We start from the raw sequence: 14,530 nt of genomic DNA, 5'->3' as shown, positions 1-14,530 counted from the left end.
GTGTCAACCATCTCGCGCCAACGTCGCCGCGCATCCGCATCCGCACCACCGACGAAGGACCGCATGTCTCGCACCACCCCCGCCTCGCCCGACGCCCCCGCCGATCCGAAGCAGCACCGCCGGGTGCTCGAGGCCCTCTCCGGCCTCATCCTCGGCATGTTCGTGTCGATGCTCGCGTCGACCGTCGTCTCGACGTCGCTGCCGACGATCATCCACGACCTCGAGGGCGACCAGACCGCCTTCACGTGGGTCATCACCGCGACGCTCCTCACGACCGCGATCTCGACGCCCATCTGGGGCAAGCTCGCCGACCTCATGAACCGCAAGGTGCTCTACCAGCTCGCGATCGTCATCTTCATCGTGGCGTCCGCGGCGGCCGGGTTCTCGACCAACCCCGAGATGCTCATCGGCTTCCGCGCCGTGCAGGGCATCGGCGCGGGCGGCCTCGCGGCCCTCAGCCAGGTCATCATGGCCGACATCATCAGCCCGCGTGAGCGCGGCCGCTACATGGGGCTCTTCGGCGCCGTCATGGCCGTCGCGACGATCGGCGGCCCGCTCCTCGGCGGCGTCATCGCGGATGCATGGGGCTGGCGCTGGAACTTCTTCGTCGCCGTGCCCGTGGCGGTGCTCGCGCTCATCATCGTGCAGTCGACCCTGCACCTGCCGAAGCGCGCCAAGGGCAAGGCCTCGATCGACTACGTCGGCATCGTGCTGCTCTCGGTGGCCGTCGGGCTCCTGCTCGTCTGGGTCTCGCTCGCGGGCGACCAGTTCGAGTGGGCGAGCTGGACGACGGTCTGGATGGTCGGCGGCGCGCTCGTCGCGGCCGTGCTCTTCGTCATCGTCGAGCTGCGCTCGCGCGAGCCGCTCATCCCGCTCAACCTCTTCCGCGACCTCACCTTCACGCTCTCGGTCATCGCGTCGATCGCGACCGGCATCGCGATGTTCGGCGCATCCGTCTTCCTCAGCCAGTACATGCAGCTCGCGCGCGGCGCGACGCCGACCGAGGCGGGCATCATGACGATCCCGATGATCGGCGGTCTGCTCGTGGCGTCGATCGGCGTCGGCGCGCTCGTGACGCGCTTCGGCAAGTGGAAGAGCTACCTCGTCGTCGGCGCCGTGCTGCTCACGGGCGGCTCGTACCTGCTGTCGACCATCCACTACGACACGAACTTCGCGCTCGTCTCGCTCTACATGGCGATGCTCGGCGCGGGCGTCGGCATGACGATGCAGAACCTCGTGCTCGTCGTGCAGAACACGACCGCGCCCGAGCGCATCGGCGTCGCGAGCTCCGGGGTCACCTTCTTCCGCAGCCTCGGCGGCACGATCGGCGTCTCGGTCATGGGTGCGGCGCTCGCCGCCCGGGTGACCGAGCTCGTCGCGGAGCGCAAGGACGACATCGGCGCCGCGCTCGCGAGCCTCGGCGCGGACGCCCCGAAGTGGGCCGAACAGCTACAGTCGGGCGCCCTCCCGAAGGTGTCGGAGATGCCCGAGGCGCTGCGCCTCGTCTTCGAGGACATCTACGCGAACGGCATCTCGCACTCGTTCCTCATCGCCGTGCCGTTCGCCGTCATCAGCCTCCTCGCAATCGTGTTCCTGCCGAACAAGCCGCTCACGCGCATGACGACGACGGAGCGCATCCAGGCCTCCGAGGCCGACTTCGCGACCGTCTCGGTGCCCGAGGGCATGGAGACGCTCACGGCGACCGGTTCGATCCGGGTGCCGGATGCGGGCGGCGCCGCGGCATCCGACACCGAGGGCGGCGGGCGGCGATGACCGAGGCGGGCGACCGGCAGGAGGCCGTGCGCGGCCTGGAGGGCGCGTTCGGCGAGCTGCTCGGCGAGATGCGCCGCGTGTACGCGCAGGCCGCCGCGATCGCGAGCCCGGGGATGCTGCCCGGCACGTTCAAGGTGCTCTCGGCCATCGAGCGGCACGGCTCGGCGACCGTCTCGGGCCTCGCCGATCGTCTCGCCGCCGACAAGGGCCAGGTGAGCCGCAGCGTCACGGAGCTCGAGGAGCTGGGGTTCGTGCAGCGGGTGGCCGACGAGTCCGACGGTCGCATCAAGCTCATCACCGTGACGACCGACGGCGCCGCGCGTCTCGAGGCCGCGCGGGCGCGGTACGAGGGCCTGCTGTCGCAGGTCGTCGAGGGCTGGCCCGTCGCCGACATCGAGCGCGTCACGTCGCTGCTGCAGGAGCTCGCGCGGGGCGCATCCGTCCCGCCCGCCCGCTCTTAGTTGCCGTTCCGCGTGTTCGCACCCGCTCCTTCGGGAACTATCGCGCGGAACGGGAACTCGCGGGGGGAGACTGGGCGCATGAGGATCGCGGTCACGGGAGCGAGCGGCAAGCTCGGAAGCGTCGTCGAGCGGGAGCTGCGTGCGAACGGGCACGACGTCGTCGCGCTCGACATCGCGGGGGCGCGGCGCGACGGGTTCACGCGCGTCGACCTCACCGACTACGGCGCCGTCGTCGACGCCCTGAGCGCGATCGACGAGCGGCACACCGGCCTCGACGCGGTCGTGCACCTCGGCGCGATCCCCGCGCCCGGCATCCTGTCGGATGTCGCGACCTTCCACAACAACGTGCTCTCGGCATTCCACGTGGTGCAGGCGGCGCGGCGGGCCGGCATCCGGCGCATCGTCACGGCGTCGAGCGAGACCGTGCTCGGGCTGCCGTTCGCGATCGACCCGCCCTACGCGCCCGTCGACGAGGAGTACGACACGCGTCCCGAGAGCGTCTACTCGCTCGGCAAGCACCTCGAGGAGGAGCTGGCGCGCAAGGTGGTGCGCTGGGATCCCGAGCTGTCGATCACGGCGCTGCGCTTCTCGAACGTCATGGTGCCGGAGGACTACGCCGGCTTCGCGGCGTTCCAGGAGGACCCGGCGTCGCGCAAGTGGAACCTGTGGGGCTACATCGACGCGCGGGATGCCGCCCAGGCGGTCGAGAAGGCGCTGCTCGCGGAGCGGCCGGGCTTCGACCGCTTCATCATCGCCGCCGCCGACACCGTCATGGAGCGCTCGAGCGCGTCGCTCATGGCGGAGTACTTCCCGGATGTCGAAGTGCGCCGCGAGCTCGGGGAGCACGAGACGCTCCTGTCGATCGACCACGCGCGCGAGGTGCTCGGGTACGAGCCGCGCCACAGCTGGCGCGACGCATCCGCTCCCTGACCTCTCCCCCCATAGTTCCCGTTCCGCGTGTTCGCACCCGTTCCTTCGGGAACTATCACGCGGAACGGGAACTCAGACGGTAGAACACGAACGGGACGGCGGAGACGAGGCAGCTCGCGGCGGGGACCAGGGTGATCGCCGCGAAGACCGTCTGCTGCATGTCGGGCGTGACCACGGCATCCGCCTGGTAGCCCGCGGCGGCGACGAAGAGCCCGAAGACGAGCACCGCGAGCGCGCTCATGATCTTCGACACGAAGGTGAGCGTCGCGAACGAGATGCCGTCGTTGCGGATGCCGGTGCGGCGCTCGGCGTCGTCGACCGCGTCGGCGATCATCGTCGCCTGCACGACGAGGAACACCCCGAGCGTGAGGCCCGTGAGGAAGATGAACACGACGATCGGCAGGATGCTCGCGAAGCCGACGAGGTACATCGCGAGGTAGAGCGCGGCGCCCGCGAGGGATGAGCCGATGACGAGTGTGCGTCCGCTCACGCGTTTCGCGACGAGCGGCGTGAGGAAGCTCGAGAGCACGAGCCCCGCGATGATGGCGGCGCCGATGAGCGTGAAGAGCCCCTCGTCTCCGTACGCGACGACCGCGAACACGGCGCCGCCCGCCTGCACGATGTAGCGGCCGAAGCCGAGCACCGAGCCGAGCAGCACGAGCAGCAGCGGGGTGTTGCGGGCGAGCGTGCGGGCGAGCTCGCGCAACCGGGGGCGCGGGGCGGCGAGCGCCGAGGGCCGCTCGCGCGGCACGAAGAAGGCGAGCAGGAACAGGCCCATTCCGACGACCGAGGTCACGAGCACCGCGAGGGTCCAACCCGAGCCTGTCGCAGCGCCACCCGCGCCGTCGAACGAGAGCGCGCGGGCGAACCACGGCATCCCGAGCGTCGCGAGCCCGAGCGAGATCGCACCGAACGCCCGCACGTTGCCGATGACGCGCGTGCGGCGCGCGGGATCGGGGAACGCCGAGCCGATGAGCCCCCAGAACGGCACGTCGCACACCGTGTAGGCGAGGCCCCACAGCAGGTAGATCACGCCGAAGTACGAGAGCTGCGCGGGCTCGTCGGCCTCGGGCACGGCGAACATGAGCGCCGTGAGCGCAGCGACGGGCGCGGCCGAGAACAGGATGTAGGGCCGCAGCTTGCCCCACCGCGTGCGCGTGAGGTCGATGGCGACGCCCATGATCGGGTCGGTGAACGCATCGACGACCTTCGCGGCCGTGATGATCGCCGTGACGACAGCGATGCCCGCGCTCGAGAGCCCCGCGTACTGGATGAGGTAGGCGAGCACGAAGGTCGTGACGATCGTGAGCACGACGTTCTGCCCGAAGCCCGCCGCGACGACGGCCGCCGCCTGAGCGCGAGGCGACGGGGTGCGGGATGCGGGGGTGCGGGCCACCGGGGCTGCGGGGGAGGCGGATGCCATCACGGCTCCAGCAGGATCGACAGGATCTCGAACGGCCGCAGCTCGAGCCGCTCGAGGTCGACCTCACCCTGCGCGCGCTCGAGCAGGTCGACGCGCATCGCGCGGGAGTGCGGGATGCGCGTGGTGAGCGCCGTCGTCGCGGGCCGCCCGAGGCTCTCGTAGAGCCGCACGACGACGCCGTCGCCCTCGTCGGCACGCTTGACGGTCTCGATCACGACGCCCGGGTCGGAGCTCGCGACGAGACTCGCGAACTCGACGCCCGAGGCGCGCCGCAGCGGGTTGTTGAGCCGATACCCGTCGCGGATGACGTCCCCGAGCCCGCCCGCCGCGAAGGGCCGCATCGCGTACGTGAACTCGTGCACCCCGCGGTCTGCCGTGCGGTCGGGGAAGGTGGGGGAGCGCAGCAGGTTGAGGCTCAGCAGCCCGTTCTTCGCGCGGTGCCCGTACTTGCCGTCGTTGAGCAGCGCGAAGCCGCCGCGCTCGTCCTCGACCGCGATCCACTTGTGCGCGACGACCTCGAACTGCGCGCGCTCGACCGAGTCGCGCTCGGTCGTGGGCCGGCGGATGTGGCCGAACTGGATCTCGCAGCTCGCCTCGTCGGCCCAGCGGCTCGGGCGGAACTCGGCCCGCAGCATCCGGTGGCTCGCCCGCCAGTCGACGCGCGTCTCGAAGCGCACGAGCTCGCTGCCGTGCTCGAGCACGATGCGCTGCGCGACCTCGACGCCCGGCCCCGTGAGCCGCTGCTCGCGCACGACCGTCGGGCCGTCGATGCGGGTCTCGGATGCCGCGAGCCGCAGCTGCCGCGGGCGCCGCTCCGCGTAGCGGGGGTCGATGTCCCACGCGTCGAACGGCCACTGGTACGGGTCGCGGTGCACGACGAGGCGGCCCAGCCCGCCGCCCGCGTGCTGGGTGCCCGCGGCATCCGTGAAGGAGGTGATGACCCCGTGGTCGTCGAAGCGCAGCTCGACGAGCCCGTTCGAGATCGACGACGGCAGCGCCGTGAGCCGGAACGGCCCGGGTGCCGGCTCGAGCCGCGCGGCAGCGTACGGCTCGACGATCGCCCGGTGCCACGCCCCGTCGACGCGCACGTGCTCGTCGCGCGGGAAGCTCGTGAGGTTGACGATCGTGTCGACGTCGCTCGTCGCGAGCCCCGACAACATCCGCTCGGCGAGCGAGTCGAGCTCGCCCTCGAGCCGCACGTACGTCTCGCGCGCCTCGCGGTTGACCCTCTCGATGGCGGACCCCGGCAGGATGTCGTGGAACTGGTGCAGCAGCACCTCGCGCCACACGGGCGCGAGCTCGGCGCGCGTGTCGACGCCCGAGGCGACCGAGAGCGCCTCGACGTCGTGCAGCATCCGCTCGACCGTGCGGTTGTGGCGCTTCGTGGCGCCCTGCGTCGTGTATGTGCCCTGGTGCGCCTCGAGGTAGAGCTCGCCGCGGTGCGCGTGCAGCTCGCCGATCGCCGGATGCCGCTCGAGCCGTTCGAAGAACGCGCGCGCCGTGGAGAACTCGACGCGGGGGAGCCCGCGGATGCCCTGGCCGCCCGGCCCGATCTCGCGTTCGAGCACCTCGAGGTGGACCTCGCCGGGTCCGCCGCCGCCGTCGCCCGAGCCGTAGACGAGCAGGGCCTGCCCGAGCGGCCGCTCGGGATACTGCCGCACGGCCGTGAGCAGGTTGTCGGCGGCGCCGCGCGAGTTGTAGTCGCCCTCGGGCGGCATGTGCACGAGCACGTCGGTGCCGTCGATGCCGTGCCAGCGGAAGGTGCGATGCGGGAACACGTTCGTCTTGTTCCACGCGAGCTTGATGGTGACGAAGCGGTCCATGCCGGCGCCGCGCAGGATCTGCGGCAGCTGCCCCGAGTACCCGAAGGTGTCGGGCAGCCAGCAGATGCGCAGCAGCTCGTCGTCGAGCCCGAACTCCTCGCGCAGGAAGCGCCGCCCGACGGTCGCCTGGCGGATGAGCGCCTCGCCCGCGGGCAGGTTCGTGTCGGGCTCGACCCAGAAGGTGCCCTGCAGCTCGAGCCGTCCGTCGCGCACGGCCGAGCGGATGCGGTCGAAGATGTCGGGCTGCTCGGCCTTCATCCACGCGAGCTGCTGCGGCTGGCTCGTGCCGTAGACGTAGTCGGGGCGGCGGTCGAGCGTCTCGAGGGCGCGCGTGTAGGTGCGGGCGGCCTTGCGCCGCGTCTCGCGCAGAGGCCACAGCCACGCCATGTCGAGGTGGCTGTGCCCGACGGCCAAGAAGACGAGCTCGGATGCCGAGGGCTTCGCGAGCGGGATGGCGAGCGCCGTGCGCGCCCCCGCCGCGTCGCCCGCACGGAAGCGGTGCCACGCCTCGTCGAGGCTCGTGCGCAGGCCGTATGCGAGCGTCTGGTCGTCGGTCGCGCCCGCGAGCACGGCGAGCGTCAGGTAGTCGTAGTAGAGCCCGAAGACGGTGTCGTCGCGGCGCGCGAGCCGGGCGCCGTGGAACACCCCGCGGCCCACCTCGTAGAGGATGAACCCGTTGTAGGCGACGTCGGCGTACAGCTCGACGCGCGTGCCCGCCGCGAGCGGCTCGCCGACCGGGCGGTACCTCCCGCCCGCGTGCGGCAGGTCGCCCTGCTGGAACACGGTCGTCACGGCGCCGACGATGCGGCCCTCGGCATCGTGCACGAGCCCCTCGCCGCGCACGCCCAGCATGACGATCGCGCCCCCGGCATCCGCGGGCACCTCGCCCGTGAGCCGCAGCCACGCGCACTCGAGCACGCCCCCGAACGACTGCCCGGGGCGGATGGGCTGGAACGCCTCGCGGTCGAGCTCGCCGAACGGGATGGGCTCGGCCGAGCGAACGACCTCGGCGTCGAGCCACGCGACGGTCTCGTAGATGCGGCTGCGGATGCGGCGCAGCCGCCGGTACTGCGCGGGCTGCTCGACGCGGATGCCCAGGAGGAACGGAAGGAAACCCGCCATCGACCCTCCCTCGCGCGATAGGCCGAGTCTATGTCCGCGTGCGCGCGGGGCTATCGTTCCCTTCGTGAGCACACCGGGACGGTCGGAGCGGCGGTCGGGCGGCCGCGTGACGATCAGCGACATCGCCGAGCGCGCGGGCGTGTCGATCGGCGCGGTGTCGTTCGCGCTCAACGGGCGCAAGGGCGTGTCGGATGAGACGCGCGCCCGCATCCTGCGCGTCGCCGACGAGCTCGGCTGGGCTCCGTCGACGGCGGCGCGCTCGCTCGCGGAGGCGAAGACCGAGACGTTCGGGCTCGTGCTCGCGCGCGACCCGCACAACCTCGGCGTCGAGTCGTTCTACATGGAGTTCTTCGCGGGACTCGAGATCGAGCTGTCGAAGCGCGGCTACAGCCTCCTGCTGCAGGTCGTCGGCTCGACCGACGACGCGCTCGAGACGCTTCGCAAGTGGCACCGCACGCGCCGCGTCGACGGGGTCGTGCTGACCGACCTCACGGTCGACGACCCGCGCGCCGCGTTCGCCGCCGAGGCCGGACTGCCGGCCGTCGTCGTGGGCGACCCGAGCGTCGCGGGCGGTCTCACGAGCGTGTGGACGGATGACGCGGCCTCGATGCGCGAGGCCGTGCGGCACCTCGCGGGGCTCGGCCACCGCCGCATCGCGCGAGTGGCGGGGCTCGAGGCGCTCGCCCACACGCGCATCCGCGACGACGCGTTCCTCGACGAGACGCGGGCGCTCGGCATCGAGCCCACCGTGCTGCGCACCGACTACACGCCCGTGCTGGGGGAGCGCGTGACGCGCGAGGCGCTCGCCGCATCCGAGCCCCCGACGGCGTTCATCTACGACAACGACGTCATGGCGGTCGCGGGGCTCACGGTCGCGATGGAGCTCGGGCTCGGCGTGCCGTCGGAGGTGTCGATCGTCGCGTGGGACGACTCGGTGCTGTGCGAGCACACGCTCCCGAAGCTCACGGCGCTGAGCCACGACGTCGTCGCCTTCGGCTCGCACGTGGCCCGCCGCCTCTTCGACGTCGTCGCCGGCACCACGCCCGCGGCGTTCCTCGACTCGGCCCCGGCCCTCGTCATCCGAGGTTCCACGGGCCCCGCCGCTGCCGGCGCCGCACCCTCCGATCGCTGACCGGTCGGTTTCTGGCCCCAAATCGCTCGGATAGGGCCAGAAGCCGACCGGTCAGGGTAACGGATCGATAAAGCGCTTTACTTAAAGCGCTTTAGTTTATACGCTCCCGAGCATCCCCCATCGACGCGGGATCCCCCCTCGCGTCGATGCACCACGGGGTCCGATACAAGGGAGTATTCGCATGGCATCACGCAAGGCGATCATCGGCCTTGTCGCGGGCGCGGCGACGGCGGCACTGCTGCTCACGTCGTGCTCGAGCGGCGGAGGCGACGACGCGAACAACACCATCGACGGCGACGTGAAGGGCGAGGTGACCTTCGTCACCTGGCGCACCGACCTCATCCAGGACGGCACCTTCGAGGAGTACGCAGCCCAGTTCCACGAGAAGTACCCGGATGCGACGGTCACGTTCGAGGGCATCACCGACTACGAGGGCGAGCTGCGCACGCGCCTCTCCACCACGAACTACGGCGACGTGCTCGGCATCCCGAACAGCGTGCTGCCCGACCAGTTCGCGGACTTCTTCGAGCCGCTCGGCGAGACCGACGACCTCGCGGCCGACTACCGCTTCCTCGCGCCGAAGAGCTACGAGGGCGTGCAGTACGGCATCGCGCTCGGCGGCAACGCCAACGGCCTCATCTACAACAAGGACGTCTTCGAGGCCGCCGGCGTCACCGAGGTGCCGAAGACCCCCGAGGACTTCCTCGCTGCGATGAAGGCCATCCAGGACTCGACCGACGCCATCCCGTACTACACGAACTACAAGGACGGATGGCCGCTCAGCCAGTGGTCGAGCAACATCGGCGCCATCACGGGAGACCCGGATGCGCAGAACGCCATGACGAAGGACGACGAGCCCTGGACCCCGGGCAGCGACATCTACACGATCGACAAGCTCATCTACGACCTCGTCGCCGACGGCTACACCGAGGCCGACCCGCTCACGACGAACTGGGAGCAGTCGAAGGTCGACTTCGCGACCGGCAAGATCGCGACGATGGCGCTCGGCTCGTGGGCGATCTCGCAGATGCAGGCCGCCGCGAGCGACAACGGCATCGACCCCGAGGTCGTCGGCTACATGACCTTCCCGGCCACAGCCCCCGACGGCACGCAGTACGCGGTCGTCGGCGGCGACTACAACCTCGGCATCAACAAGAACTCGAAGGTGAAGGCCGCCGCGAAGGCGTGGATGGACTTCCTCATCGAGGACTCCGGGTTCACCGACACGCAGGGCATGGTGTCGCCGCTGCTGTCGAAGGAGCTGCCCGACAACCTCGGGGGCCTCGCCGAGGAGGGCGTCGAGCTCATCGAGCTCACCCCCGCGCCCGAGGGCGAGGAGGCGCTGTTCAACAGCATCGCCGACGGCGCCCAGATCGACATCTGGGGCAACATCTACCGGCAGAAGCTCGTCGACATCGCGCGCGGTGCCGCCGACGGCGACTTCGACTCGTACATCGCGGAACTCAACGCGCGGTGGGCGGAGTCGCGCGCCGAGCAGGGCTGATGGTCGCGATCACCAGCACACCTCCCCGCACGCCTCGGCGTCGCGGCCGGCGGGGGCCCTCCGGGGTCCCCGCCGGGCGGGGGGCCGTGGCCCGTCTCACGCCCTACCTGTTCCTCCTCGCGGCGGTCGGGCTGCTCCTGCTGCTCACCTATCTGCCGGCCGCGAACATGCTCTGGTACTCGCTCACCGACTGGGACGGCCTCGACCTCGAGAAGGAGTTCGTCGGCGTCGACAACTACGTCGAGGTGTTCACCAACCCGCAGATCTTCGCCGTCTTCGGCGTGAGCCTCTACTACTTCGCGGGCTCGTTCCTGCAGATGGGGATCGCTCTCTACTTCGCGGCGCTGCTGAGCTACCGCACGCGGTTCTCGAACCTGTTCCGCGGCATCCTGTTCTTCCCGTACCTCATCAACGGCGTCGCGATCGGGTTCGTGTTCCTCTACCTGTTCCAGCCGGGCGGCACGCTCGACACCGTGCTCGGGTGGTTCGGGCTCGCCGACCCGCCCAAGTGGCTCGGCGATCCCGCGATCGCCAACTACTCGCTCGCCGCGACGAGCGTGTGGCGCTACACGGGGCTCAACTTCGTGCTGTTCCTCGGAGCGATCCAGTCGATCCCCGGCGAGCTCTACGAGGCCGCCGAGATCGACGGCGCCAACCGCTGGCAGCAGTTCTGGGCGCTCACCTTCCCCGGCATCCGGCGCATCATCGGGCTGAGCTTCATCCTCGCGATCGCCGGCAGTCTCTCGGTGTTCGAGATCCCGTTCATCATGACGGGCGGCGCCAACGGCACCTCGACGTTCGTCATCCAGACGCTGCAGACGGCGTTCAACTTCCGGCAGGTCGGGCTCGCCTCGGCCATGGCCATCGTGCTGCTCGCGATCGTGCTCGTCGTCACGTTCGTGCAGCGCAAGCTCTTCCCCGACGAGAAGGTCGACCTCACATGATCACGACCCACCCCACGCGGTACCGGGCGGCGGCCGCGGCGTCCGGAACCGTCAAGTACGTCTCGCTCGTCATCGGCGCGCTCGTGACGCTCATCCCGCTGTCGGTGCTCTTCATCGCGAGCTTCAAGACGTCGAGCGAGTTCGGGCAGACGGGCCCGTTCGACCTGCCGGCCAACTGGTTCAACCTCGACAACTACATCGAGGCGTTCAACAAGGGCGGCATGGTCGAGGGCTTCCTCAACACGACGATCATCCTGCTCTTCTCGCTCGCGGGAACGATCGTCATCGGCACCATGGCGGCCTACGCGATCGACAGGTTCCAGTTCCGCGGCAAGAGGCTCGTCGTCGCCCTGTTCCTCATCGCGACGCTCATCCCGGGGGTCACGAGCCAGGTCGCGACCTTCCAGATCATCAACGGGCTCGGCCTCTACAACTCGATGGCGGCGCTCATCCTGCTGTTCATGGGGACCGACATCGTCTCCATCTACATCTTCATCCAGTTCATGCAGTCGATCCCGACCTCCATCGACGAGGCCGCGATGCTCGACGGCGCCAACCGCTGGACCATCTACTGGCGCGTGATCCTGCCGCTCCTGCGGCCGGCGATCGCGACGGTCGTCATCGTGAAGGGCATCGCCATCTACAACGAGTTCTACCTCCCGTTCCTCTACTGGCCGTCGGAGGGCGTGATCTCCACCTCGCTGTTCCGGTTCAAGGGTCCGTTCGGCGCCCACTGGGAGACGATCGCGGCGGGCACCGTGCTCGTGATCGTGCCGACGCTCATCGCGTTCGTGCTGCTGCAGCGCTTCATCTACCGCGGTCTCGCGACGGGGGCGGTCAAGTGACGGCGCGCGAGCTGCACGCCGGGTGGACGGTGCGCGCGGCGGGTGGGCCCGTGCCGGAGGCGCTCGTCGATGCGCGACTGGCGGATGCCGGTGTGCCGGCGGTCGTGCCGGGCGTCGTGCACCAGGCGCTCCTCGACGCGGGCCTCATCCCCGATCCCTACCTCGACGACAACGAGTCGGCGCTCGCGTGGATCGGACTCGTCGACTGGGAGTACGCACTGCGGCTCGAGGCGACGGATGCCGAGCTCGCGGCCGACCGGCTCGAGCTCGCGTTCGACGGGCTCGACACGGTCGCGACGGTCACGCTCGACGGGCGCGTGCTCGGCGAGACGGCGAACCAGCACCGGCGCTACCGCTTCGACGTGACGGGGCTCGTGCGTGCCGGCGGCAGTGAGCTGCGCATCCGGTTCCGCAGCCCCGTGCGCTACGCGAACGAGCAGAGTCTCGCGCTCGGCCCGCGACCGCGGCCCTACCCGATGCCGTTCGAAGCGATCCGCAAGTCGGCGTGCAACTTCGGCTGGGACTGGGGCATCGCGACGTTCACGAGCGGCGTCTGGCGCTCGGTGCGGCTCGAGGCCTGGTCGACAGCACGCATCGCGGATGCGCGCGTCGCGGCCGCGGCGGTCGGCGACGGCGGCGTCGTCACGGCCGAGGTGTCGGTCGCGCGGGTGGCGGGCGCGGACGCGGCGCTCGAGATCGAGCTCGAGGTCGCGCTGCCGGACGGCGGGGTCGCGGTCGCGCGGGAGGCGATCGCGCCGGGGGCGACGGAGGCGTCGCTGCGGGTGGAGCTCGACGCGGTCGAGCGCTGGTGGCCCGCGGGACACGGCGCCCAGCCGCTGTACGACGTCGCGGTGCGGCTGCGCCGGGCGGACGGCGGCGAGCCGCTCGACGAGCTCGACGCGACCTCGCGTCGCGTCGGCTTCCGCACCCTCCGCTGGGACACCGAGCCCGACGCCGACGGACGACCCTTCCAGCTCGTCGTCAACGAACGCCCCGTCTGGGTCAAGGGCGTCAACTGGATCCCCGATGACGCCCTCTTCTCGCGCGTCGACCGCGCCCGCTACGAGCGGCGCCTGCGCCAGGCGGCCGCGGCAGGCGTCAACCTCGTGCGCGTGTGGGGCGGCGGCATCTACGAGGACGACGCGTTCTACGACCTCGCCGACGAGCTGGGCCTGCTCACGTGGCAGGACTTCCTCTTCGCGTGCGCCGCCTACCCGGAGGAGGAGCCCATCCGCTCGGAGGTCGAGGCGGAGGCCCGCGACAACGTCGCGCGCATCGCCCACCGCGCTTCGCTCGCGCTGCTCACGGGCAACAACGAGAACCTGTGGGGGCGCGTCGACTGGGGCTGGCAGACCCGGCTCGACGGTGCGACGTGGGGCGAGCTGTACTACTACGACGTGCTGCCGGCGGTCGTCGCCGAGCTCGCGCCGCACGTGCCCTACGCGCCGGGTAGCCCGTTCAGCCCCGACCGCGAGCGGCATCCGAACGACGAGACGAACGGCTCGACGCACCTGTGGGAGCAGTGGAACCGGCGGGGGTGGGAGACCTACCGCGAGCACGCCCCGCGCTTCGTCGCGGAGTTCGGATGGCAGGGCCCGCCCGCCTGGACGACCCTCACGCGCGCGCTCACCGACGACCCGCTCACCCCGGAGTCGCCCGGCATGCTCGTTCACCAGAAGGCGATCGAGGGCAACCAGAAGCTCGTCGACGGGCTGCTGCCGCACTACCGCGTGCCGCGCGACATGGACGCCTGGCACTGGGCGATGCAGCTCAACCAGGCGAACGCCGTCGGGTTCGCGCTCGACCACTTCCGCTCGCACGCGCCGCGCACCTCGGGTGCCGTCGTCTGGCAGCTCAACGACTGCTGGCCGGTCACCTCGTGGGCCGCGATCGACGGCGACGGGCGTGAGAAGCCGCTCTACTTCGCGCTCAAGAACGCCTTCGCGCCGCGGGTCGTGACGATCCAGCCGCGCGCCGGCGCCGGTCTCCGGGCGCTCGCGGCGGTGCTCGGCAACGACACCGCGAAGGCGTGGGAGGGCTCGCTCGTGATCGCGCGCCGCGGCTACGACGGCGCGGTGCTCGCCGAGGCCTCGGTGCCGGTGTCGGTCGCGCCGTGGTCGAGCGCGACCGTCGAGGTCCCGGATGCCGTGGCCGCGTTCGGCGACCCCTCCGGCGAGCTGCTCGTCGCCTCGCTCGACGGCGTGCGGGGGCTCTCTTTCGGCGCCCGGCCGCGGGAGTCGGCGCTGCCGGCCGCGCGGTTCGAGGTGACCACGGCATCCGTTGCCGACGGGAGTGCCGACGGCGGCGCTATCGGGGGCGGCGCCGCGGGCGCTGAGGGGGCCGGATCTGGTGGCGACGAGGTGCTCGTGACGGTCGCGGCCGAGACGCTCCTGCGCGACGTGACGCTGCTCGTCGACAAGGTGCACCCGGATGCGACGGTCGACTCGGGACTCGTGACGCTGCTGCCAGGCGAGGCGCACACCTTCCGCGTGCGGGGCGCGGGGGCGGCCGCGGCATCCGCGTTCGCCGATCCGCGCGTGCTGCGCACGGGCAACGAGCTGGTGGCCCGGTGA

The 14,530-nt window shown here is 71.0% G+C and carries 10 protein-coding genes; 8 read left to right on the top strand and 2 right to left on the bottom strand.

Features of this window, described 5'->3' with window-relative positions:
- The first annotated feature begins 63 nt into the window (after window positions 1–63).
- The 3 genes from H4J02_RS13155 to H4J02_RS13145 all read left to right on the top strand — a co-directional run bounded on the left by H4J02_RS13155 (window position 64) and on the right by H4J02_RS13145 (window position 3,164).
- Window positions 64–1,773, top strand: a complete 1,710-nt coding sequence (locus tag H4J02_RS13155) for an MDR family MFS transporter (RefSeq protein WP_187674990.1) — start codon at window positions 64–66, stop codon at window positions 1,771–1,773.
- A complete protein-coding gene (locus H4J02_RS13150; RefSeq protein WP_187674989.1) occupies window positions 1,770–2,234 on the top strand; it encodes a MarR family winged helix-turn-helix transcriptional regulator in 465 nt (154 codons plus the stop codon). Before H4J02_RS13155 ends, H4J02_RS13150 begins: the two co-directional genes overlap by 4 nt.
- Window positions 2,235–2,312: 78 nt before the next feature.
- On the top strand, window positions 2,313–3,164 hold the full coding sequence (locus H4J02_RS13145) for an NAD(P)-dependent oxidoreductase (protein ID WP_187674988.1): 852 nt from the start codon (window positions 2,313–2,315) through the stop codon (window positions 3,162–3,164).
- A 55-nt stretch (window positions 3,165–3,219) separates the two neighbouring features.
- Here H4J02_RS13145 and H4J02_RS13140 read toward each other — a convergent pair whose 3' ends face one another.
- A complete protein-coding gene (locus H4J02_RS13140) occupies window positions 3,220–4,587 on the bottom strand; it encodes an MFS transporter (RefSeq protein WP_187674987.1) in 1,368 nt (455 codons plus the stop codon).
- Window positions 4,587–7,532, bottom strand: coding sequence for a glycoside hydrolase family 38 C-terminal domain-containing protein (locus H4J02_RS13135; RefSeq protein ID WP_187674986.1), 2,946 nt, complete (start codon window positions 7,530–7,532; stop codon window positions 4,587–4,589). The genes H4J02_RS13140 and H4J02_RS13135 overlap by 1 nt, the downstream gene beginning before the upstream one ends.
- Before the next feature lie 64 nt (window positions 7,533–7,596).
- On the opposite strand from H4J02_RS13135, the gene H4J02_RS13130 reads away from it, so the two are divergent.
- The 5 genes from H4J02_RS13130 (at window position 7,597) to H4J02_RS13110 (ending at window position 14,530) form a co-directional block, all read left to right on the top strand.
- Complete coding sequence (locus H4J02_RS13130) at window positions 7,597–8,664, top strand: LacI family DNA-binding transcriptional regulator (protein WP_262406129.1); 1,068 nt, start codon at window positions 7,597–7,599, stop codon at window positions 8,662–8,664.
- A gap of 181 nt (window positions 8,665–8,845) precedes the next feature.
- A complete protein-coding gene (locus tag H4J02_RS13125) occupies window positions 8,846–10,168 on the top strand; it encodes an ABC transporter substrate-binding protein (RefSeq protein ID WP_187674984.1) in 1,323 nt (440 codons plus the stop codon).
- Window positions 10,168–11,112, top strand: coding sequence for a carbohydrate ABC transporter permease (locus H4J02_RS13120; protein ID WP_187674983.1), 945 nt, complete (start codon window positions 10,168–10,170; stop codon window positions 11,110–11,112). The genes H4J02_RS13125 and H4J02_RS13120 overlap by 1 nt, the downstream gene beginning before the upstream one ends.
- On the top strand, window positions 11,109–11,957 hold the full coding sequence (locus H4J02_RS13115; protein ID WP_187674982.1) for a carbohydrate ABC transporter permease: 849 nt from the start codon (window positions 11,109–11,111) through the stop codon (window positions 11,955–11,957). The genes H4J02_RS13120 and H4J02_RS13115 overlap by 4 nt, the downstream gene beginning before the upstream one ends.
- A complete protein-coding gene (locus H4J02_RS13110) occupies window positions 11,954–14,530 on the top strand; it encodes a glycoside hydrolase family 2 protein (RefSeq protein ID WP_187674981.1) in 2,577 nt (858 codons plus the stop codon). Before H4J02_RS13115 ends, H4J02_RS13110 begins: the two co-directional genes overlap by 4 nt.

The sequence above is a fragment of the Protaetiibacter sp. SSC-01 genome, assembly GCF_014483895.1.
GTDB lineage: Bacteria > Actinomycetota > Actinomycetes > Actinomycetales > Microbacteriaceae > Homoserinibacter.
This window is presented reverse-complemented; position numbering and strand designations above follow the sequence as displayed.